General features: G+C 56.3%; 19 protein-coding genes and 4 tRNA genes. 15 read left to right on the top strand and 8 right to left on the bottom strand.

Annotated elements, in window-relative coordinates:
- Positions 1 to 10 precede the first annotated feature (10 nt).
- The 6 genes from wecG (at position 11) to SP99_RS21630 (ending at position 2,885) form a co-directional block, all read left to right on the top strand.
- Complete coding sequence (wecG, locus tag SP99_RS21655; protein ID WP_025757568.1) at positions 11 to 751, top strand: lipopolysaccharide N-acetylmannosaminouronosyltransferase; 741 nt, start codon at positions 11 to 13, stop codon at positions 749 to 751.
- A gap of 197 nt (positions 752 to 948) precedes the next feature.
- Positions 949 to 2,334 (top strand): bifunctional threonine/serine APC transporter ThrP, encoded by a 1,386-nt coding sequence (thrP, locus tag SP99_RS21650; RefSeq protein WP_025757567.1) that lies wholly within the window; start codon positions 949 to 951, stop codon positions 2,332 to 2,334.
- Positions 2,335 to 2,436: 102 nt separating this feature from the next.
- Positions 2,437 to 2,513 (top strand) — tRNA-Arg (locus SP99_RS21645).
- Positions 2,514 to 2,580: 67 nt separating this feature from the next.
- Positions 2,581 to 2,656 (top strand) — tRNA-His (locus tag SP99_RS21640).
- A gap of 21 nt (positions 2,657 to 2,677) precedes the next feature.
- A tRNA-Leu gene (locus SP99_RS21635) sits at positions 2,678 to 2,763 on the top strand.
- Positions 2,764 to 2,808: 45 nt separating this feature from the next.
- Positions 2,809 to 2,885 (top strand) — tRNA-Pro (locus SP99_RS21630).
- 506 nt (positions 2,886 to 3,391) lie between these two features.
- Here the strand turns inward: SP99_RS21630 and SP99_RS21625 are convergent.
- The 5 genes from SP99_RS21625 to hemC all read right to left on the bottom strand — a co-directional run bounded on the left by SP99_RS21625 (position 3,392) and on the right by hemC (position 8,879).
- Positions 3,392 to 4,603 carry an MFS transporter gene (locus SP99_RS21625; RefSeq protein WP_047959696.1) on the bottom strand — a complete coding sequence of 404 codons (1,212 nt, stop codon included), beginning with the start codon at positions 4,601 to 4,603 and terminating at the stop codon, positions 3,392 to 3,394.
- A gap of 172 nt (positions 4,604 to 4,775) precedes the next feature.
- Complete coding sequence (hemY, locus tag SP99_RS21620) at positions 4,776 to 5,975, bottom strand: protoheme IX biogenesis protein HemY (RefSeq protein WP_047959695.1); 1,200 nt, start codon at positions 5,973 to 5,975, stop codon at positions 4,776 to 4,778.
- 2 nt (positions 5,976 to 5,977) lie between these two features.
- Positions 5,978 to 7,180, bottom strand: coding sequence for a uroporphyrinogen-III C-methyltransferase (gene hemX / locus SP99_RS21615; RefSeq protein WP_025757560.1), 1,203 nt, complete (start codon positions 7,178 to 7,180; stop codon positions 5,978 to 5,980).
- Positions 7,181 to 7,200: 20 nt separating this feature from the next.
- The gene (gene hemD, locus SP99_RS21610; protein ID WP_047959694.1) at positions 7,201 to 7,941 is read right to left on the bottom strand and encodes a uroporphyrinogen-III synthase; all 741 of its coding nucleotides are present in this window, start codon (positions 7,939 to 7,941) and stop codon (positions 7,201 to 7,203) included.
- On the bottom strand, positions 7,938 to 8,879 hold the full coding sequence (gene hemC, locus SP99_RS21605) for a hydroxymethylbilane synthase (protein ID WP_047959693.1): 942 nt from the start codon (positions 8,877 to 8,879) through the stop codon (positions 7,938 to 7,940). The genes hemD and hemC overlap by 4 nt, the downstream gene beginning before the upstream one ends.
- A 350-nt stretch (positions 8,880 to 9,229) precedes the next feature.
- Between hemC and cyaA the strand changes: the two genes are divergently transcribed.
- Complete coding sequence (gene cyaA, locus SP99_RS21600) at positions 9,230 to 11,773, top strand: class I adenylate cyclase (RefSeq protein WP_025757556.1); 2,544 nt, start codon at positions 9,230 to 9,232, stop codon at positions 11,771 to 11,773.
- A gap of 90 nt (positions 11,774 to 11,863) precedes the next feature.
- On the opposite strand, the gene cyaY is transcribed toward cyaA, so the two are convergent.
- Positions 11,864 to 12,184 carry an iron donor protein CyaY gene (cyaY, locus tag SP99_RS21595; protein ID WP_047959692.1) on the bottom strand — a complete coding sequence of 107 codons (321 nt, stop codon included), beginning with the start codon at positions 12,182 to 12,184 and terminating at the stop codon, positions 11,864 to 11,866.
- A gap of 135 nt (positions 12,185 to 12,319) precedes the next feature.
- Between cyaY and lptM the strand changes: the two genes are divergently transcribed.
- The 8 genes from lptM to corA all read left to right on the top strand — a co-directional run bounded on the left by lptM (position 12,320) and on the right by corA (position 19,248).
- The gene (lptM, locus tag SP99_RS21590; protein ID WP_013099260.1) at positions 12,320 to 12,523 is read left to right on the top strand and encodes an LPS translocon maturation chaperone LptM; all 204 of its coding nucleotides are present in this window, start codon (positions 12,320 to 12,322) and stop codon (positions 12,521 to 12,523) included.
- A 35-nt stretch (positions 12,524 to 12,558) separates the two neighbouring features.
- Positions 12,559 to 13,383: a diaminopimelate epimerase gene (gene dapF / locus SP99_RS21585; RefSeq protein WP_008501545.1), complete on the top strand. Its 825-nt coding sequence runs from the start codon at positions 12,559 to 12,561 to the stop codon at positions 13,381 to 13,383.
- Positions 13,380 to 14,087 carry a DUF484 domain-containing protein gene (locus SP99_RS21580; protein WP_025757552.1) on the top strand — a complete coding sequence of 236 codons (708 nt, stop codon included), beginning with the start codon at positions 13,380 to 13,382 and terminating at the stop codon, positions 14,085 to 14,087. Before dapF ends, SP99_RS21580 begins: the two co-directional genes overlap by 4 nt.
- Entirely contained in the window at positions 14,084 to 14,986 is a 903-nt protein-coding gene (gene xerC / locus SP99_RS21575) for a tyrosine recombinase XerC (protein ID WP_047959691.1), read from the top strand. Before SP99_RS21580 ends, xerC begins: the two co-directional genes overlap by 4 nt.
- On the top strand, positions 14,986 to 15,702 hold the full coding sequence (gene yigB, locus SP99_RS21570) for a 5-amino-6-(5-phospho-D-ribitylamino)uracil phosphatase YigB (protein ID WP_047959690.1): 717 nt from the start codon (positions 14,986 to 14,988) through the stop codon (positions 15,700 to 15,702). The genes xerC and yigB overlap by 1 nt, the downstream gene beginning before the upstream one ends.
- A 76-nt stretch (positions 15,703 to 15,778) precedes the next feature.
- The gene (uvrD, locus tag SP99_RS21565) at positions 15,779 to 17,941 is read left to right on the top strand and encodes a DNA helicase II (RefSeq protein ID WP_025757548.1); all 2,163 of its coding nucleotides are present in this window, start codon (positions 15,779 to 15,781) and stop codon (positions 17,939 to 17,941) included.
- Between the two features lie 149 nt (positions 17,942 to 18,090).
- The gene (gene ysgD, locus SP99_RS25180; RefSeq protein ID WP_212743980.1) at positions 18,091 to 18,147 is read left to right on the top strand and encodes a YsgD/CorL family protein; all 57 of its coding nucleotides are present in this window, start codon (positions 18,091 to 18,093) and stop codon (positions 18,145 to 18,147) included.
- Between the two features lie 150 nt (positions 18,148 to 18,297).
- Positions 18,298 to 19,248, top strand: a complete 951-nt coding sequence (gene corA, locus SP99_RS21560; protein WP_025757547.1) for a magnesium/cobalt transporter CorA — start codon at positions 18,298 to 18,300, stop codon at positions 19,246 to 19,248.
- Positions 19,249 to 19,291: 43 nt separating this feature from the next.
- Here corA and rarD read toward each other — a convergent pair whose 3' ends face one another.
- Positions 19,292 to 20,188, bottom strand: a complete 897-nt coding sequence (rarD, locus tag SP99_RS21555; protein ID WP_047959689.1) for an EamA family transporter RarD — start codon at positions 20,186 to 20,188, stop codon at positions 19,292 to 19,294.
- A gap of 51 nt (positions 20,189 to 20,239) precedes the next feature.
- The gene (gene yigI, locus SP99_RS21550; RefSeq protein ID WP_025757543.1) at positions 20,240 to 20,707 is read right to left on the bottom strand and encodes an acyl-CoA thioesterase YigI; all 468 of its coding nucleotides are present in this window, start codon (positions 20,705 to 20,707) and stop codon (positions 20,240 to 20,242) included.
- Positions 20,708 to 20,867: the final 160 nt, after the last annotated feature.

The following is a 20,867-nucleotide window of genomic DNA, read 5'->3' as shown; positions in this document are numbered from 1 at the left end:
AAGGATAGTAATGACTGATAACATTTCTGCACCGCGCTATGCGCTACGGGGTCTGCAGCTGATTGGCTGGCGCGACATGCAGCATGCGCTGGACTTTCTCTTCGCCGACGGCCAGATGAAATCCGGTACGCTGGTCGCCATCAATGCGGAAAAGATGCTGGCGGTGGAAGATAACGCCGAGGTCAAAAGCCTGATTGAAGCGGCGGAGTTTAAGTACGCGGACGGCATCAGCGTGGTTCGCTCCATCCGTAAAAAGTATCCTGACGCTAATGTTTCTCGCGTGGCGGGAGCCGATCTCTGGGAGCAGCTCATGGCTCGCGCCGGCGCGCAGGGCACGCCCGTGTTCCTGATTGGCGGGAAGCCGGAGGTTCTGGCTCAGACTGAGGAGAAACTGCGTCGTCAATGGAATGTGAATATTGTCGGCAGCCAGGATGGTTACTTCAAACCTGAAGCGCGGCAGGCTCTGTTTGAACGCGTTCGTGACAGCGGGGCGAAAATTGTTACCGTGGCGATGGGCTCCCCGCGCCAGGAGATCCTGATGCGCGACTGCCGTCTGGTCTGCCCTGATGCCCTTTATATGGGTGTCGGCGGCACGTATGACGTCTTTACCGGCCACGTTAAGCGTGCGCCTAAGGTTTGGCAAAATCTCGGGCTGGAGTGGCTGTACCGCCTGTTATCGCAACCGACGCGTATTAAACGACAGATCCGTCTGCTTCGCTATCTCGCCTGGCATCACACCGGGAAAATGTAATCAAAATGTAGCGCGATATGCTATTCGCGCTGCAACTCGCCTGCAAAACTGCTGATAATCTGTGCAATGCATTCATTTTTTTAATGCATCGTTTGCCATTTGGCACATTTTAAGAAACCATTCGCTCCGTATTTTAGTCCCCCTAAAAAACAATACCCGGTCTTAAGCCGGGAAACAGCAAACACAATCGAGGATCTATGGCTGAGAAAAAACCGGAGCTACAGCGTGGGCTGGAAGCTCGTCATATTGAACTGATAGCGCTGGGTGGCACTATCGGCGTGGGCCTGTTTATGGGCTCTGCAAGCACCCTAAAATGGGCTGGCCCTTCCGTCTTACTGGCGTACATTATCGCCGGGCTGTTTGTTTTCTTCATTATGCGTTCCATGGGCGAAATGCTCTTCCTGGAACCGGTAACCGGCTCTTTTGCCGTTTATGCACACCGGTATATGAGCCCGTTCTTTGGCTACCTGACGGCCTGGTCATACTGGTTTATGTGGATGGCGGTGGGCATTTCAGAGATCACCGCGATAGGGGTCTACGTTCAGTTCTGGTTCCCGGATATGGCCCAGTGGATACCCGCGCTAATAGCCGTGGGGCTGGTGGCGCTGGCAAACCTGGCCGCCGTACGTCTTTACGGTGAGATCGAGTTCTGGTTTGCAATGATTAAAGTCACCACCATTATCGTGATGATTGTCGTCGGACTGGGCGTGATTTTCTTCGGCTTTGGCAACGGTGGACACGCGATTGGCTTTGGCAATCTGACCGAAAATGGCGGCTTCTTCGCTGGCGGCTGGAAAGGCTTCCTGACGGCGCTGTGTATCGTTGTGGCTTCGTATCAGGGCGTGGAGCTCATCGGGATCACAGCCGGTGAAGCGAAAAACCCACAGGTTACGCTGCGTAGTGCAGTGGGCAAAGTACTGTGGCGTATCCTGATTTTTTATGTGGGCGCGATCTTCGTTATCGTGACCATCTTCCCGTGGAACGAAATTGGCACGACGGGGAGTCCGTTTGTTTTAACCTTCGCCAAAATTGGTATCACGGCGGCGGCGGGTATCATTAACTTTGTGGTCCTGACGGCGGCGTTGTCAGGCTGTAACAGCGGGATGTATAGCTGTGGGCGTATGCTCTATGCGCTCTCGAAGAATAACCAGCTGCCTGCCGCAATGAGCAAAGTCTCACGTGCTGGCGTGCCGGTTGCGGGTGTGGCGGTATCCATTGCGATCCTGCTGATTGGCTCTTGCCTGAATTACATCATCCCGAATCCGCAGCGCGTGTTCGTTTACGTCTACAGTGCCAGCGTACTGCCGGGCATGGTGCCGTGGTTTGTTATTCTCATCAGCCAGCTGCGTTTCCGTCATGCGCATAAAAAGGCGATTGCAAGCCATCCGTTCCGCTCAATTCTGTTCCCGTATGCGAACTATTTGACGATGGCATTCCTGATTTGCGTATTAATCGGAATGTACTTTAATGAAGATACCCGCATGTCGCTGTTTGTCGGGGTGATCTTCCTGGCGGCAGTGACGGCTGCCTATAAGCTTTTTGGCCTGGGTCGCCGTGCCACCACGCAGAAAGTGGAGGAATAAGCGGCAAAATGTGCAAACCATAACCAAACGCGCATTTTTTTCAAAAAAGCACTAGACAGCGGGGACGGAGGTACGTAATATCCAGCCCCGCAACGGCGCTAAGCGCCCGTAGCTCAGCTGGATAGAGCGCTGCCCTCCGGAGGCAGAGGTCTCAGGTTCGAATCCTGTCGGGCGCGCCATTTTAGTCCCGGCGCTAGAGCTGCGGTGGTCTGAGAAGTAGTCAGTACCGCGTGAAAGAATACAGTGGTGGCTATAGCTCAGTTGGTAGAGCCCTGGATTGTGATTCCAGTTGTCGTGGGTTCGAATCCCATTAGCCACCCCATTATTGAAAGAGTTGTGAATTGCGAAGGTGGCGGAATTGGTAGACGCGCTAGCTTCAGGTGTTAGTGTCCTTAGGATGTGGGGGTTCGAGTCCCCCCCCTCGCACCACGACTTTTTAAATGAATTGAACTAAAAATTCAAAAAGCAGTACATCGGCGAGTAGCGCAGCTTGGTAGCGCAACTGGTTTGGGACCAGTGGGTCGGAGGTTCGAATCCTCTCTCGCCGACCAATTTTGAACCCCGCTTCGGCGGGGTTTTTTGTTTTCTGCCACTTTTCTTCCCTGTAGTGATTCCCCGACAGCACTCCATCTTATTGTCGCGATTCAGCGACATGCAACTTATTGAAAATAAAGTGCTTTCCAGGATATGTGTTTTGCTGTCTCCTCCTGGCGACATATTTCTGTATTGAACGATACGTTGTCGGGCTTAAGATGACGCTCAACAGCATAATTTCCTTTTATCTTAAAATGTTGCGCCATGTAAAACTTCCTGGTGTCATGTTGGCACGTTACATGCAATAATATACGTGTAGATGCTCATTCCATCTCTTATGTTCGCCTTAGTGCCTCATAAACTCAGGAATGACGCAGAGCCATTTACGGTGCTTATCGTCCACTGACAGATGTCGCTTCGGCCTCATCAAACACCATGGACATAACGTTGAGTGAAGCACCAAATATGTTGTCTTACAGACCTGTTTTAACGCCTGCTTTTATAGCAGGCGTTTTTTTATGCCTTATTCCTGATACCGGTGCATGATCAGGACAACCATCAGCAGGGCCGCTGACGAGACCGTATAGAGTGCCTGCACTGACCCGACCCTGGCAGCCACTATTGCTGCGATGCCGGTGAAAAGCGAGGCACTGAGCGTTTGCCAGCGCCAGGCTTTACCGCTGGCTGACGCGGTTTGCGTGCGATGAAAACTACTGAGTACAGCAAACGTGCCAGCCGCGAAGAGAACATTCGAGGCCAGATGTGCGATAAAGATCATCCCCAGCGCATATACCACCCACCCGGACAACAACGGCAGTATTCCATAAGCGGCCAAAAAGATGCCGAGACAAACGATGAGTCGCGGTGTGTGAACCACAAAGCGGGTAAGACTCTCTTTTTTTAACAGCAGGGGGCCGCAAAGTTGCCCCATGCTCCTCGCGAAAAGCAGAGGCAGGGCAAGGCCCGCCGCATCCTGAGGGTGGAGTTGCTGCGCCAGTGCCGGAAGAAGCGCCATGGCCGGTGAGCCAACGGCTGCCAGCGCCGGCAGAATGAGCAGGCTGCGTTTTTGTCGAACGGTCAATGTCCCCCAGCGTAACGCCACCGGTACCTCCTTTTTGCCGGAGATCGGCAGCGCTGGCGCAGATAACCGGCGTCCAGCTAGCCACAGCAAAAACAGGGACCCGACAAAGCTGGCGGCATCAATCGCCAGCAAGGTAAACACGGATATCTTCTGGAACAACACTACGCCGAGTCCGGTGCCTAACAACACCTGCGAGGCAAAAATCACATTTTCCAGACAGGTTGCCGCAGGCAGTTCCGCTTCACTAAGGCCGCGCTTAAAAAGCAACGTCAACGCGGGCCAGCTCATTCCGCTGAGCAGCGCTTCGGTGGACTGCACGGCGAGTAGCGCGGCAATGCTGTGATAACCCACGCCAAGCAAGGGAAAGAGCAGGGCGAGCAAGCCCAGTGCTTCGGTCAGTATCAGCAGGGACAGGGGAGAATAGCGTGAGCATAGCTTTTCGCCGATCAGGCTGCCGATAAATCCCGGGATCGTAGCAAAAAGAAAAGCGAGAGTGAGCAGGGCGGGCGGGGCCGACCACGCTAACAGTAAACCAAAGACCACCACCTGGGTTAACCCATTCCCCAGCGAAGAAAAAATAAAGGCACAGGCAAGCAGGCGCAGCCAGCGATGGCAACGCAGCGCTTCAATAAGCGCATACATAAGCGAGTTCATGACGATTTCCTTTCAAAAACGATTTAATCCACGCTGCAGAAAATGCGCGTGTGTGAAAAAAGGTTAATGAAAAGACATCGTTACATTGGCGGGTTCGTTTGCGGATTAGGGTGTAAAGAATGTAGCAGGAGAAAGGCGATAAAAAAAGGAGGCCGTCTGGCCTCCTTTTTATTTATTGCTGGCTGCCGTTATTTCGCAGCGTCAGCAATAACCCATCGCGGCGCATCGCTGCCGCCTCTTCCGGCTTATGCTGCTTGTCCAGCGTATCGGCAAGCCACGCATAGTCGAAGGCATCCGGACGCTGTTTCAGCGCCGCGCGGAAGGCAAGGCTCGCCTCCTGCCATTCGCCGTGCTTCATCAACGACTGACCGAGCGTACTCCACAGCAGCGGGCGATCGCCAACGGTTTTAATCTGCTGACGCAGCACTTTCTCGACTTGCTCAGGATTGTTGGTTTTCAGGCGCGGGATCACCATCACCAGACGATCGTCGTACTGACGCTTCAGACCGTCGAGGAGGATCTCCTGGGCGGTGTCATGATCGTCACATTCAATCAGATGTTCCGCCATTGCCACCTGCAGTGGAACCTGCTGGCGCGTTTTACGGCTCTGGTTCTTCCACCACGTTTTCAGACCGTCGCTGCCGAGATCGGCGCGCGCCTGGTCCATCAGGCCAATCCACGCCAGACGCTGAAGCTCATCACGGTGCTCATCATCGCCAACATCGGCCTTCGCCATCGACGGAATGATGTCCAGCAGCGAGCCCCACGCACCGGTACGGATATAGGCCTGCTCGGCAAGACGCAGCACTTCCGGATGACGTGGCGCGACTTCCAGCAGGCGGTCGATACCGTGGCGTGCCGCGTGGTTCTCATTGCGTGCCAGCTGCAGACGTACGCGCGTAATTTCCACCGGAATCGGGTCGCCATGCGCCAGCTCAGCCGCCCGTTCCAGGTGCTGATTGGCGCGGGCTTCATCACCGCGCTGCTGCGCCGCTTCGGCAGCAAGCAGGTAGTTCACCACTGGCTGCTCGGCATGGTCGGCGTTTTTCGACATCAGCTTTTCAACCTGCTGATAGTCACCTTCCGCGAGCTTAAGCAGTGCCTGTTCGGTCTGCTTACGGGCGCGGCGGCGCTTACGGCCAACGAACCAGCCGCGCGTATGGGCACCGGTGCGGAAAAGACGGCGCAGGATCCATTCGAGCGCAAACAGCACCACTACGCCGAGGATCAGAATGATCGTCAGGCCCGTTACGCTGGTTTCGATGTTGTAGTTATCGGTCTGGATCAGGACGTAGCCCTGATGACCGGCAAGCATCGGCCCCAGCACGATCCCGGCGATCAGCAGGACGAAGAGTAAGAGGACTTTTAGCATCATTACTCTCCTTGCGGCGCGCTTTCAGGCGCCGGTGCGGAAGCAGGAGCGGGGGCCGCTCCGCCCGTCTGCTCTGCCGGTACGCCCGGCTGCGCCAGAAGATTGCGTACGCGCGTCTGCATCAGTTTTTCCAGAATCGGCTGGCTGGCCAGCTTGTCCGGCACGTTCATGGTGATGTTCTGCTGGCTCAGTTTATCAATGTCTTCAAGGAAGGCGGTGGTCGTCGCATCATCGGTGTTGTAGTAAGCGCGTACCCACGTTGAGACGTTATCCAGCGCCTGTTTGTAAGTCTCTTCCTGATGACGCGGCACGGCCTGAGCGGCCACCAGCAGTCGGGAACGAATATTTTCGCGCAGATAGACATCCTGGTTCGGCGCCAGCAGCGGGACCGCGGTTTCGTCGCGGCGGCGAATCGTGATAAAGCTGTCCATAAAATTCTGCCAGCTTTTTTGCAGGTTCACGCGCCATTCGCTCAGGGAGCTGGAAAGCTCGGTCCCGTCGGAATCCATCGGGGAGTCGTCGTCGTTATTATCCGCCAGCTGCAGGTTATCTATCTGATTCGAAAGCTGATTCACTTTAAGGATAATGCCGTCATAATCCACCTGCGAGACGGCAGAGAGGCTGGCGATGTCTTCGGTGATCGCGCGACGTGCGGTGATAAGGCTTGGATCGTTCATGTCTGCCAGGCTTGCATCGGCGCTTTTCAGCAGCGCAGCGGCAGTGGTGACGTCCTGATCGCTCCAGAGCTTACGTCCGGCGAGCTTCACCAGGAAGTCAGCCTGCGAGAGCAACCAGGTTTTGGCATCGGTACCGGAGATCGTGGCGACCTTCTGCTGCACTTCGCCCAGCTGTTTGGTCAGTTCTTCCTGTTTGCTGTTCGCTTCGGCAAGCGCGGCGGCCTGCTGTTTAATCACCGATTCCAGTTCAGTTTTCTGCGTCTCCTGCGCTTTTTGCAGGGCGCTGAGCTGATTCACCAGCGCATCGCTGGTAGAAGTCTGGTTAGCGCTCTGTTGTTTTACCAGACCGTACAGACCTACGCCTGCTGCCAGCGCAATGGCGATGGCAATCGCGCTCAGCGTGAGGCTCGTTTTGTTGCTGCCGTTTTTCTTCTCAGCGGTTTTCTCAGTCGTCTCTGGCTGTGGCGTAGTCTCCACAGTCTCCCTGGTCTCTTCAACCACGGCGGAGGATTTATCGTGTTCCGTCATTATGGCTTCCCATTTGAGAGTTATTGTAATGCGCGCAGCAGCGCATCGTTGTCGGCGTTATCAGCGATCCGAATATCATGCCAGCCCAGCTCCCGGGCCTGGTTCGCCAGACGCTCACTGACGACCAGAAGCCGACAGTGGAGTAACCAGTTTTCACGATACCATTGCGGCACAAGTGACCAGAGCTGCTGCAGCATTTCACCGCTGGTCACGACTAGGGTATTAATGCCGCGCGTATGCCAGCGCATCGCCTCTTCTGCACCGTCATAATGTTTTGCACAACGCTGGTAGCATTCGCAGAACGTCACGTTAGCCCCGCGCTCCCGCAACGTTTCACCTATCAGTTCGCGTCCGCCGTTACCGCGTAATATCAGCGCACGTTTTCCGGCAATAGTTTGTAATTCAGGTAATTGTAGCAAGACTTCACTGATTTCCCGATCTAACGGGTAACGAACGTCCGCGCCGCTTACGGTATGCAGCGCCAGTGCTGTTGTGCGGCCAATCGCGAAATAGCGGGGGGCAGTTGGCCAGGGCAGACCCTGCTGTTGCAGCTGCGCGTGGGCAAATTCCACGGCATGTTGCGATAACGCAAACAGCAGGTCACCGTCCTGAAGGGTATTCATCTGGTCGGCGAGCGCAGAGAGCTCCCGACCCGGGGAGAATTCAATCAGCGGAAAACTCCAGGCCACCTGCCCCAGTGCGCGCAGACGGCTCACTAATTGCTCTCCTGCGGGAGAAGGGCGGGTGACAAGAATACTCATGCAGGGGGTTCTCCATTATAAACGTCAGCCAGGATTACGCGGGCGCCGTTATCCAGTAACTCTTCTGCCAGCGAGACGCCAAGCTGTTCGGCATCCTGCGCGTTACCACGACGTTCACCGCGCACCATCTGCGAACCGTCCGGAGCGCCGACCAGCGCGCGCAGCCACAGTTCACCATTCGTCAATTCAGCATAGCTGCCAATCGGCACCTGGCACCCCCCTTCGAGGCGGGTATTCATCGCACGCTCGGCTTTTACGCGGATAGCGGTCTCGTCATGGTTCAGCGGGGCAAGGAGCTCGCGGGTACGCGCATCGTCCAGACGGCACTCAATGCCGACGGCACCCTGGCCAACGGCCGGCAGCGACAGTTCTGGCGGCAATGCCATGCGAATGCGTTCTTCCAGCCCCAGACGCTTCAGCCCGGCAACGGCGAGAATAATGGCATCGTAATCACCGTTATCCAGTTTGCCCAGACGCGTGCCGACGTTACCGCGCAGCGAGCGAATGATCAGATCGGGACGACGCGCCGCCAGCTGACACTGGCGACGTAAACTGGACGTGCCAACCACGCTTCCCTCAGGCAGCGCATCGAGCGAGTCGTAGCGGTTAGAGACAAACGCATCACGCGGATCTTCGCGCTCGCAGATGGTCACCAGCCCCAGCCCTTCCGGGAACTCGACGGGCACGTCTTTCATCGAATGTACGGCGATATCGGCGCGGTTCTCAAGCAATGCCAGTTCCAGTTCTTTGACAAACAGGCCCTTGCCGCCCACTTTCGCCAGTGGCGTATCCAGGATCACATCACCGCGCGTGACCATCGGCACCAGCTCGACGCGCAATCCACTGTGGCAGGCTTCAAGGCGCTGCTTAACATAATGTGCCTGCCAGAGCGCGAGAGGGCTTTGGCGTGTGGCAATTCTCAAAACATTGTCTAACATGCTTGTTACCGTCATTATCAATCGCCAACCATCCTAACATTGTTGACTCTGGGATGGCAGTTTTACGGTTGATGAAGAGTGAGAGGGACAAGGCGGCGTATTCGTCAGCCACAGCCGTATTAAGGAATTTACACGTACAGAACGGTGCTACACTTTGTATGTAGCGCAACTTTCTTTACGGTCAATCGGCAAGGTGTTAAATTGATCACGTTTTAGACCATTTTTTCGTCGGTACCAGCATAATGATAAGGCGAAAAAGGGTAACGGTTATCTTTTTGAAATACTGCGGGGCCCGCTGTTATTCGTGTTTTGAATAGCATGCGATACCCGGAAACATCAGGCGATACGTCTTGTACCTCTATATTGAGACTCTGAAACAGAGACTGGATGCCATAAATCAACTGCGTGTGGATCGCGCGCTTGCTGCTATGGGACCTGCTTTCCAGCAGGTTTACAGTCTGCTGCCGACATTATTGCACTATCACCATCCGCTAATGCCTGGCTACCTTGACGGTAACGTTCCCAAGGGCATTTGCCTCTTCACGCCTGATGAAACCCAACAGCATTATCTCAACGAACTGGAACTCTACCGCGGCATGCCGCCACAGGAGTCTCCGAAGGGTGAACTGCCGATTACCGGGGTTTACTCGATGGGGAGTACCTCATCGGTAGGGCAAAGCTGTTCGTCAGACCTCGACATCTGGGTCTGTCATCAATCCTGGCTCGATAACGAAGAGCGTCAGCTGCTGCAGCGTAAATGCAGCCTGCTGGAGAGCTGGGCGGCGTCGCTCGGCGTGGAAGTGAGCTTCTTCCTGATTGATGAAAACCGTTTCCGCCATAACGAAAGCGGCAGTCTGGGTGGTGAGGACTGCGGCTCGACGCAGCACATCCTGTTGCTGGATGAATTTTACCGTACTGCTGTGCGCCTGGCCGGGAAGCGTATTCTGTGGAATATGGTCCCGTGCGAAGAAGAAGAGCATTACGACGATTACGTCATGTCGCTTTATGCGCAGGGCGTACTGACGCCAAACGAATGGCTGGACCTCGGCGGCTTGAGCTCGCTGTCAGCCGAAGAGTACTTTGGCGCAAGCCTCTGGCAGCTCTATAAGAGCATCGACTCACCGTACAAAGCGGTGCTGAAAACGCTGCTGCTTGAAGCCTATTCCTGGGAATACCCCACGCCACGCCTGCTGGCGAAAGATATCAAGCAGCGTCTGCACGACGGGGAAATTGTCTCCTTCGGGCTGGATGCTTACTGCATGATGCTGGAGCGCGTGACCGAATACCTGAAAGCCATTGATGACACCACGCGTCTCGACCTGGTGCGTCGATGTTTCTATCTCAAAGTGTGTGAGAAATTGAGCCGCGAGCGCGCCTGCGTCGGCTGGCGTCGTGAAGTGGTCACGCAGTTAGTGAAAGAGTGGGGATGGGGCGAAGAGCGTCTCTCCATGCTCGACAACCGGGCCAACTGGAAAATCGATCAGGTGCGTGAAGCGCACAACGAACTGCTCGATGCGATGATGCAAAGCTACCGTAATCTGATCCGCTTTGCGCGCCGTAACAACCTCAGCGTTTCCGCCAGCCCGCAGGACATTGGGGTATTGACCCGTAAACTGTACGCCGCGTTTGAAGCGCTGCCGGGTAAAGTGACTCTGGTTAACCCACAGATTTCGCCTGACCTGTCAGAACCGAACCTGACCTTTATCTATGTTCCGCCGGGCCGCGCGAACCGCACCGGGTGGTATCTGTATAACCGCGCCCCCAGCATGGACTCGATCATCAGCCATCAGCCGCTGGAGTATAACCGCTACCTGAACAAGCTGGTGGCCTGGGCCTGGTTTAACGGCCTGTTGACCTCACGCACGCGTCTGTTCATCAAAGGCAACGAGGTGGTCGATCTCGCTAAACTGCAGGAGATGGTGGCGGATGTCTCCCACCACTTCCCGCTGCGCCTGCCGGCACCCACGCCGAAAGCGCTCTACAGCCCGTGCGAGATCCGCCATCTGGCGATCATCGTTAACCTGGAATACGACCCGACGGCGGCCTTCCGCAATCAGGTGGTTCATTTCGACTTCCGCAAGCTGGACGTCTTTAGCTTTGGCGAGCAGCAAAACTGCCTGGTGGGCAGCGTGGATCTGCTGTACCGCAACTCGTGGAACGAAGTGCGTACCCTGCACTTCAACGGCGAGCAGGCGATGATCGAAGCGCTGAAAACCATTCTCGGCAAGATGCACCAGGATGCCGCGCCGCCGGACAGCGTGGAAGTGTTCTGCTACAGCCAGCATTTGCGTGGGTTGATTCGTACCCGCGTGCAGCAGCTGGTCTCGGAGTGTATTGAGCTGCGTCTCTCCAGTACCCGTCAGGAAACGGGCCGCTTTAAAGCGCTGCGCGTTTCTGGCCAGACCTGGGGCCTGTTCTTCGAACGTCTCAATGTGTCAGTACAGAAGCTGGAAAATGCCATCGAGTTCTATGGCGCGATTTCGCATAACAAACTGCATGGTCTGTCGGTGCAGGTGGAAACCAACCACGTTAAGCTGCCGCAGGTGGTGGATGGTTTTGCCAGTGAAGGGATTATTCAGTTCTTCTTTGAAGAGTCGGGCGATGATGCCGGTTTCAACATCTACATTCTGGATGAGACCAACCGCGCCGAGGTCTATCACCACTGTGAAGGCAGTAAAGAGGAGCTGGTGCGCGACGTCAGCCGCTTCTACTCCTCTTCGCATGACCGGTTCACCTACGGCTCAAGCTTTATCAACTTTAACCTGCCGCAGTTCTACCAGATTGTGAACGTTGATGGCCGTGCGCAGGTGATTCCGTTCCGGACTCAGACCGTAACGCCTGCCGCCCCTGCCAATCAGGACACCGCGCCGCTGTTGCAGCAGTACTTCTCTTGACTCTTTTCGCCGGGTGGCGCTGCGCTTACCCGGCCTACGGTTCGAGTCGTTGTAGGCCCGGTAAGGCGTAGCCGCCACCGGGCAACAAAACTACCTGAAACGCACGTCCTCGCCCGCCTGCGCGGTCGCCGCCTGCTCCAGCAAATCCCAGAACGGTACGCCGCTGCGGTCGCAAACCCACTCCCCGTCTTTCAGATCGAAATGATAGCCGCCCTGTCTGGCCGCAAGCCATACCTGGTGAAGCGGCTCCTGGCGGTTAATAATAATTTTGCTGCCATTTTCGAAGCTCAGGGTCAGAATACCGCCGTTGATTTCACAATCGATATCGCTGTCGCCGTCCCAGTCGTCAAGACGCTCTTCAATGGTCATCCACAGGGTGTCGGCAAGGCGATGGAATTCACTGTCGTTCATGGTTTTGTTCCTGTTTTTCGTGATGCCGGCAGTATAACCCTAAATAAATCCCGTTGCAGGAAAGCGGCAAACTCTTGCTTTTGTGTCTTCTCCTGCGATGATAGAAACAGATTTGAACTTACGGGCAACTTTATAATGAAAAACGCTTTCCGAACGCTTGCCGTTCTCATCACGCTGTTTAGCCTGACTGGCTGCGGACTGAAGGGACCGCTGTACTTCCCGCCAGCGGATAAAACCGCACCACCGCCGACGAAACCGGTGAACAGCGGCATTGAGTCCTCTACGCCAGATACTAACGATCGTGGCAACAACGGCGGCCCGACTCAGGTTAATCTCTGACGACAACGTTCTGTACCCGCGCAATGGAGCAAATGATGCAGTTCTCTAAAATGCATGGCCTTGGCAACGATTTTATGGTCGTCGACGCGGTAACGCAGAATGTGTTTTTCTCCCCGGAATTGATCCGCCGCCTGGCGGATCGGCATCTGGGCGTGGGGTTCGATCAGCTGCTGGTGGTTGAACCACCGTACGATCCCGACCTCGATTTCCACTACCGTATTTTTAACGCGGATGGCAGCGAAGTGAATCAGTGCGGCAACGGCGCGCGCTGTTTTGCCCGCTTTGTCCGCCTGAAAGGGCTGACCAACAAGCGTGATATTCGCGTCAGTACGGCCAATGGTCGTATGGTGCTCAGCGTCACCGATGATGAGCTGGTGCGGGTGAACATGGGCGAGCCAAACTTCGAGCCTTCCGTCGTACCGTTTCGCGCAAACAAAGCGGAAAAGACCTATATTATGCGTGCGGCCGAGCAGACAGTATTGTGCGGCGTTGTCTCAATGGGTAACCCGCACTGCGTGATTCAGGTTGATGATGTGGAAACGGCCGCCGTCGAAACCCTCGGCCCGGTGCTGGAGAGCCACGAACGGTTCCCGGAGCGCGCGAACATCGGTTTTATGCAGGTGGTGAAACGCGAGCACATCCGTCTGCGGGTTTACGAGCGCGGCGCGGGCGAGACGCAGGCCTGCGGAAGCGGCGCCTGTGCGGCGGTGGCCGTGGGCATCTCTCAGGGATTACTGGCAGAAGAGGTTCGCGTGGAGTTACCAGGCGGTCGGCTTGATATCGCCTGGAAAGGACCGGGTCATCCACTTTATATGACTGGCCCGGCGGCACATGTCTATGACGGGTTTATCCATCTATGAAACAACCAGGGGAAGAACTGCAGGAAACAGTGACGGAACTGGACGACAGGGCTGTTGTTGATTATCTGCTGCGCAATCCTGAGTTTTTTATTCGCAATGCACGCGTCGTCGAAGAGATGCGCGTGCCACATCCGGTTCGCGGAACCGTGTCGCTGGTCGAATGGCATATGGCGCGCTCGCGCAACCACATCAATCAGCTTGAAGAGAACATGACGCTGCTGATGGAACAGGCGAGTACAAACGAAAGTCTGTTCTACCGTCTGCTCCATCTGCAGGCGCGTCTGGCGTCGGCGCACAGCCTCGAAGAGTTCCTCAACCGCTTCCATCGCTGGGCGCGCGAGCTTGGGCTGGCGGGCGCAACGATCCGTCTTTTCCCTGACCGCTGGCGCATTGGCGCGCCGTCGGGATTTACCCATCTGGCACTTAGCCGTCAGGCGTTTGAACCGCTGCGCATTCAGCGTCTGGGTCATGAGCATCACTATCTGGGACCGCTGAACGGACCCGAACTGCTGGTGGTATTGCCGGAGGCCAAAGCGATTGGTTCGGTAGCGATGTCTCTGATGGGGCGCGATGGCGATCTGGGGGTCATCTTATTTACCAGCCGCGACGCGCATCACTACGAGCGCGGGCAGGCCACGCACCTGCTGCAGGAGATTGCCCTGATGCTGCCTGAGCTGCTGGAGCGCTGGATTGAGCGCGTATGATGGACGAACTGCTCGCCACAGACGTCTCCCGCTTTTTGCGCTATCTGGGCGTGGAGCGTCAGCTTAGCCCTATTACCCTGCTCAACTATCAGCGTCAGCTTGATGCCATCATGCAGATTGCCGACGAAATCGGCCTGAAAAGCTGGCAACAATGTGATGCTGCGACGGTACGTGGGTTCGTTGTACGTAGCCGTAAAAAAAATCTCAGTCCCGCAAGTCTGGCGTTGAGGCTCTCCGCCCTGCGCAGTTTCTTCGACTGGCTGGTCAGCCAGGGAGGCTTAAAAGCCAACCCGGCAAAAGGGATCGCCACGCCGAAAGCCCCGCGCCATCTGCCGAAAAATATCGACGTTGACGACGTCAACCGCCTGCTGGATATCGATCTGAACGATCCGCTGGCCGTGCGCGACCGCGCGATGCTGGAGGTGATGTACGGTGCCGGGTTACGTCTCTCGGAGCTGGTTAACCTTGATGTAAAACATCTCGACCTGGAGACCGGCGAAGTGTGGGTGATGGGCAAGGGCAGCAAAGAGCGCCGCCTGCCGATTGGCCGCAATGCGGTCTCCTGGATTGAGCACTGGCTGGATCTGCGCGGGCTGTTTGGCGCAGAAGAGGATGCGCTGTTCCTGTCGAAACTCGGCAAGCGGATCTCGGCGCGTAACGTGCAGAAGCGCTTTGCGGAGTGGGGCATTAAGCAAGGGCTTAACAGCCACGTTCACCCGCACAAGCTGCGCCACTCCTTTGCGACACACATGCTTGAGTCGAGCGGCGATCTGCGCGGCGTGCAGGAACTGCTCGGCCACGCGAATCTGTCGACCACTCAAATTTATACCCACTTAGACTTTCAACACCTTGCCTCGGTGTACGACGCGGCGCATCCACGCGCCAAACGGGGGAAATAATGCGTTTTTACCGCCCACTCGGTCAGATCTCCGCCCTGACGTTTGACCTTGATGACACCCTTTATGACAACCGCGACGTGATCCTGCGTACCGAGCAGGAGTCGCTGGCGTTTGTCCAGAACTACCATCCGGCGCTGAAAACGATACAGAACAAGGACTTCCAGAAGCTGCGTCAGTCCCTGCGGGAGACCGAGCCGGAGATTTACCACGACGTGACCGAATGGCGTCGCCGCGCGGTTGAGCAGGCGATGCTCAACGCGGGGCTCAGCGTACAGGATGCGGCCATTGGGGCTGAAGCGGCAATGGAACACTTCGCCAAATGGCGCAGCCGTATCGACGTGCCGCAGGAGACCCACGACACGCTGACTGCCCTTGCCGAAAAATGGCCGCTGGTGGCGATCACCAACGGCAATGCCCAGCCGGAGCTGTTTGGCCTGAGTGATTACTTTGAATTTGTGCTGCGTGCGGGCCCCCACGGGCGCGCGAAGCCGTTTAACGATATGTACCATCTGGCGGCGGAAAAGCTGAACCTGCCGCTGGGTCAGATCCTGCACGTGGGGGATGACCTGACCACAGACGTGGCCGGAGCCATCCGCTGCGGCATGCAGGCCTGCTGGATCAAGCCGGAAAACGCCGACCTGATGATCGCCTCCGATAGCAGTCTTCTGCCACACCTGGAAATTTCGCGGTTGGCATCCCTCACGACGCTGATATAATCATCAATTGTTCTGTATAAATTAACAGGGTTTTGGCGAATGCTATTCGCCTGCCCGACATGACGTGACGGTGCCAATGGACGTTTCTTACCTGCTCGACAGCCTTAATGACAAACAGCGTGACGCGGTTGCCGCCTCGCGCACAAACCTGCTGGTGCTGGCGGGGGCGGGCAGTGGTAAGACACGCGTGCTGGTTCACCGTATCGCCTGGCTGCAGAGCGTGGAGAACTGCTCGCCGTACTCCATCATGGCGGTCACGTTCACCAACAAGGCGGCGGCGGAGATGCGCCACCGTATCGCCCAGCTGATGGGCACCAGCCAGGGCGGCATGTGGGTCGGCACCTTCCACGGCCTGGCGCACCGCCTGCTGCGCGCGCACCATATGGATGCCAATCTGCCGCAGGATTTCCAGATCCTCGACAGCGAAGACCAGCTCCGTCTGCTGAAACGTCTGATTAAGGCGATGAACCTCGACGAGAAGCAGTGGCCGCCGCGTCAGGCGATGTGGTACATCAACGGCCAGAAAGACGAAGGGTTGCGCCCGCACCACATTCAGAGCTTCGGCAACCCGGTCGAGCAGACCTGGCAGAACGTCTACAAGGCCTATCAGGAAGCGTGCGATCGCGCCGGCCTGGTGGATTTCGCCGAGCTGCTGCTGCGCGCCCACGAGCTGTGGCTCAACAAACCGCATATCCTGCAGCACTACCGCGAACGCTTCACCAATATTCTGGTGGACGAATTCCAGGATACCAACAACATCCAGTACGCGTGGATCCGCCTGCTGGCCGGCGATACCGGCAAGGTGATGATCGTGGGTGATGACGACCAGTCAATCTACGGCTGGCGCGGGGCGCAGGTAGAGAATATCCAGCGCTTCCTCAATGACTTCCCGGGCGCACAGACCATCCGTCTGGAGCAGAACTACCGCTCAACCAGCAATATCCTGAGCGCGGCCAACGCCCTGATTGAAAACAACAACGGGCGTCTGGGGAAAAAACTGTGGACCGACGGCGTCGACGGCGAACCGATTTCGATTTACTGCGCCTTCAACGAACTTGATGAAGCCCGCTTCGTGGTGAACCGCATTAAAACCTGGCAGGACAACGGTGGCGCGCTGGAACAGTGTGCCATTCTCTATCGCAGCAACGCCCAGTCGCGCGTGCTGGAAGAGGCGCTGCTGCAGGTGGGGATGCCTTACCGCATTTACGGCGGTATGCGCTTCTTCGAACGTCAGGAAATCAAAGACGCGCTCTCGTATCTGCGCCTGATTGCCAACCGTAACGACGACGCGGCGTTTGAGCGCGTGGTCAACACACCAACCCGTGGCATTGGTGACCGCACGCTGGACGTGGTGCGCCAGGCCTCGCGCGATCGCCAGCTGACGCTGTGGCAGGCGTGTCGCGAGCTGTTGCAGGAAAAAGCCCTTGCCGGCCGCGCTGCCAGCGCCCTGCAGCGTTTCCTCGAGCTGATTGACGCGCTGGCGCAGGAAACGGCCGACATGCCGCTGCACGTGCAGACCGACCGGGTGATCAAAGACTCCGGCCTGCGCACCATGTACGAGCAGGAAAAAGGCGAGAAAGGCCAGACCCGTATTGAGAACTTAGAAGAGCTGGTGACGGCAACGCGCCAGTTCAGTTACAACGAAGAAGATGAAGACCTGATGCCGCTGCAGGCGTTCCTTTCTCACGCTGCGCTGGAAGCGGGCGAAGGGCAGGCGGACACCTGGCAGGATGCGGTTCAGCTGATGACCCTGCACTCCGCCAAAGGTCTGGAGTTCCCGCAGGTGTTTATCGTCGGTATGGAAGAGGGGATGTTCCCGAGCCAGATGTCGCTGGATGAAGGCGGACGCCTGGAAGAGGAGCGTCGTCTGGCCTATGTCGGCGTGACGCGAGCGATGCAAAAGCTGACGCTGACCTACGCCGAAACCCGCCGCCTGTATGGTAAAGAGGTCTATCACCGCCCGTCGCGCTTTATCGGTGAGCTGCCGGAGGAGTGCGTGGAAGAGGTGCGTCTGCGTGCCAGCATCAGCCGTCCGGTCAGCCATCAGCGGATGGGATCGCCGATGGCGGAAACCGACACCGGTTACAAGCTGGGCCAGCGCGTGCGTCATTCTAAGTTTGGCGAAGGGACCATTGTAAATCTGGAAGGCAGCGGTGAGCACAGCCGCCTGCAGGTGGCGTTCCAGGGGCAGGGAATCAAATGGCTGGTGGCAGCCTACGCGAAGCTGGAAACGGTGTAAGATTCAGAAAAATATCATTATTTTGTAATAATCTGCTAACCTTATACGTTGAAGGTCAATTAATGCCCTTCAGCGTTCCGTTGCGTGTTGACGCCACAGTTATAGCTGGCGTAACATGCGCGCACGATTACGCTAAGAGGACATTCGCCTTGGACACACCCAGTAGATACTGGCTCAATTCCCTGTCATCCAGGAACAACTCCTAAGGCTATCTCCTCTTGCTGATGGCCTTAGTGGTTGTCAGCGACTGCATTATTCCCGTCGCGCTGAGTCAGGCTGTTTAATGGTCTGAAACCCAATTTGTTTCTGTGTGCCCACCGAACTGTCCGATTTTTTTTGCATTGGGAGTCCCGGTCATGTTGAGCGCATTTCAACTCGAAAATAACCGACTGACGCGGCTTGAAGCCGAAGAGTCACAGCCCCTCATTGATGCCGTATGGGTGGATCTGGTCGAGCCGGACGACGATGAACGCCTTCGCGTACAATCTGAGCTGGGACAAAGCCTGGCGACACGCCCGGAACTGGAAGACATCGAAGCATCTGCGCGTTTTTTTGAAGACGAAGACGGTTTGCACATTCACTCTTTCTTCTTCTTTGAAGATGCCGAAGACCACGCGGGAAACTCCACCGTGGCGTTTACCATTCGTGATGGCCGCCTGTTTACCCTGCGCGAGCGTGAGCTGCCGGCATTCCGTCTCTACCGCATGCGCGCCCGCAGCCAGCCATTAAATGACGGTAATGCCTGGGAGCTGCTGCTCGACCTGTTCGAGACCAAAATTGAACAGCTGGCGGACGAGATTGAAAACATCTACAGCGATCTGGAAAAGCTGAGCCGTGTCATCATGGAAGGCCATCAGGGCGATGAGTACGACGAAGCGCTCTCCACCCTGGCGGAGCTGGAAGATATCGGCTGGAAAGTGCGTTTGTGTCTGATGGATACCCAGCGCGCGCTGAACTTCCTGGTGCGCAAGGCGCGCCTGCCGGGCGGCCAGCTGGAGCAGGCGCGGGAGATCCTGCGCGATATCGAATCTCTGCTGCCGCACAACGAATCCCTGTTCCAGAAGGTCAACTTCCTGATGCAGGCGGCGATGGGCTTTATCAACATCGAGCAGAACCGCATCATCAAGATCTTCTCGGTGGTATCCGTGGTGTTCCTGCCGCCGACGCTGGTGGCCTCCAGCTACGGAATGAACTTTGAGTTTATGCCGGAGCTGAAGTGGAGCTTTGGTTACCCGGGGGCGATTATCTTTATGATCCTCGCCGGGCTAGCGCCGTATCTGTACTTTAAGCGTCGTAACTGGCTGTAAACATCTGGCGGGTAGCGCTGCGCTTACCCGCCCTACAAAACACCTACATTCCTTTGCGGGCCCTGCGCTGGGTGTAAATCGCATCGGCGACAAAAATCGCCAGCGCCACCCAGATAAAGGCGAACGTCACCATTTTATCCGCACCCGGCACTTCACCGTAAAACACCACCGCCAGCAGGAACATCAGCGTCGGGCCAATATACTGGAAAAAGCCCAGGGTAGAGAGACGCAGGCGCGTCGCCGCACCGGTGAAGCACAGCAGTGGGATCGTCGTTACCACACCTGCCGCCATCAGCATCAGATTCAGCGACCACGGGTTGCTGCCCATATGGCTGGTCGGGCTGTCGGCGATGCCGAAAAGATAAATCGCCGCAACCGGCAGCAGCCACAGGGTTTCAAACAGCATGCCGGTTTGTGCTTCGACAGCTATCTTCTTACGCACCAGGCCATAAAAGGCAAAGCTGAACGCCAGGCCGAGGGCAATAATCGGCAACGAGCCGAAGGTCCAGAGCTGTACCATCACGCCGCAGAAGGCCAGAATGACGGCCACCCACTGCATACGTCGGAAGCGCTCGCCGAGGAAAATCATCCCCAGCACAATATTCACCAGCGGGTTAATGAAGTACCCCAGACTCGCTTCGAGCATGTGGTGGTTATTCACTGCCCAGATAAACAGCAGCCAGTTACCGCCGATCAGCACGGCAGAGAGCGCCAGCAGGAAAATCTTCTTCGGGGTTTGCAGCAGCGTTTTGACGCCTGACCACTGACGGCTGAGGCTCATCAGCGCAATCATAAAGAAGAACGACCAGATGACGCGGTGAGTCAGGATCTCATTGGCCGGAACGTCGGCGATAAGCTTGAAATACGCCGGGGCGATACCCCAAATAAAATAAGCGGCAAGGGCGAGTAAAACGCCCTGCCGCGTCTGTTTAGCATCCATCGGGAAAATCCGTTACAAAAAAGTGAAATAATTTTACCCGATTTTGCAGCCTCAACCCACCATATAAGTGGCAGTTGCGCTGGCAATATAGACCTGTTCCTCGTTGTGTAATTCAACGCGTGCCACGGCAACTTTGTTGCCCGCGCGCAACAGGCTGCTGGTACAGGTAAAGCGATTTCCGCGCCCCGGGCGAAGGTAGTCAACGCGTAAGTCGATAGTGCCCATGCGTGCCAGACGCTGGCGAAGTTCGTCTTCGTTGATGGTGTCATGGCGGGTCAGCGTGCTGCCCACACAGACCAGGCCTGCCGCGACGTCCAGCGCGGAGGCGATCACCCCGCCGTGTAAAATACTTTGCGCCCAGTTACCCACCATCATCGGCTGGTTGTTGAAACTCAGCTGGGCAAAGTCCTTTTCATAACGCTCCAGCTCCAGTCCCAGCGCACGGTTAAACGGCATATGGTAAACAAAAATCTCGCCCACGAGTTTTAACACTTCATCGGCGGTAAGCATGGCTGACATGAGGCATCACATCCTTATTGTTAATGAAATGTTGATTTTATGCCTCAGCAATAAGGAATTCCACTTTCAGAAACGAGGATGCAGCAGTTGTCGCAGAAGTCTGTAGAATGACTGCCACATAACTATTCAACGAAATTTACTCTTTTGCAGGAGAACACCA

The organism is Enterobacter sp. BIDMC92 (genome assembly GCF_001030225.1).
In the GTDB taxonomy this organism is placed as follows: Bacteria; Pseudomonadota; Gammaproteobacteria; order Enterobacterales; family Enterobacteriaceae; genus Enterobacter; species Enterobacter sichuanensis.
Note: the sequence above shows the minus strand (reverse complement) of the source record. Positions and strands in the feature narration are given on the sequence as shown.

Excerpts from the sequence above, each read along its gene's own strand:
- wecG (WP_025757568.1), top strand. The coding sequence starts at position 11 with ATGACTGATAACATTTCTGCACCGCGCTATGCGCTACGGGGTCTGCAG.
- thrP (WP_025757567.1), top strand. The coding sequence starts at position 949 with ATGGCTGAGAAAAAACCGGAGCTACAGCGTGGGCTGGAAGCTCGTCAT.
- SP99_RS21625 (WP_047959696.1), bottom strand. The coding sequence starts at position 4,603 with ATGAACTCGCTTATGTATGCGCTTATTGAAGCGCTGCGTTGCCATCGC.
- hemY (WP_047959695.1), bottom strand. The coding sequence starts at position 5,975 with ATGCTAAAAGTCCTCTTACTCTTCGTCCTGCTGATCGCCGGGATCGTG.
- hemX (WP_025757560.1), bottom strand. The coding sequence starts at position 7,180 with ATGACGGAACACGATAAATCCTCCGCCGTGGTTGAAGAGACCAGGGAG.
- hemD (WP_047959694.1), bottom strand. The coding sequence starts at position 7,941 with ATGAGTATTCTTGTCACCCGCCCTTCTCCCGCAGGAGAGCAATTAGTG.
- hemC (WP_047959693.1), bottom strand. The coding sequence starts at position 8,879 with ATGTTAGACAATGTTTTGAGAATTGCCACACGCCAAAGCCCTCTCGCG.
- cyaY (WP_047959692.1), bottom strand. The coding sequence starts at position 12,184 with ATGAACGACAGTGAATTCCATCGCCTTGCCGACACCCTGTGGATGACC.
- lptM (WP_013099260.1), top strand. The coding sequence starts at position 12,320 with ATGAAAAACGCTTTCCGAACGCTTGCCGTTCTCATCACGCTGTTTAGC.
- dapF (WP_008501545.1), top strand. The coding sequence starts at position 12,559 with ATGCAGTTCTCTAAAATGCATGGCCTTGGCAACGATTTTATGGTCGTC.
- SP99_RS21580 (WP_025757552.1), top strand. The coding sequence starts at position 13,380 with ATGAAACAACCAGGGGAAGAACTGCAGGAAACAGTGACGGAACTGGAC.
- xerC (WP_047959691.1), top strand. The coding sequence starts at position 14,084 with ATGATGGACGAACTGCTCGCCACAGACGTCTCCCGCTTTTTGCGCTAT.
- yigB (WP_047959690.1), top strand. The coding sequence starts at position 14,986 with ATGCGTTTTTACCGCCCACTCGGTCAGATCTCCGCCCTGACGTTTGAC.
- uvrD (WP_025757548.1), top strand. The coding sequence starts at position 15,779 with ATGGACGTTTCTTACCTGCTCGACAGCCTTAATGACAAACAGCGTGAC.
- corA (WP_025757547.1), top strand. The coding sequence starts at position 18,298 with ATGTTGAGCGCATTTCAACTCGAAAATAACCGACTGACGCGGCTTGAA.
- rarD (WP_047959689.1), bottom strand. The coding sequence starts at position 20,188 with ATGGATGCTAAACAGACGCGGCAGGGCGTTTTACTCGCCCTTGCCGCT.
- yigI (WP_025757543.1), bottom strand. The coding sequence starts at position 20,707 with ATGTCAGCCATGCTTACCGCCGATGAAGTGTTAAAACTCGTGGGCGAG.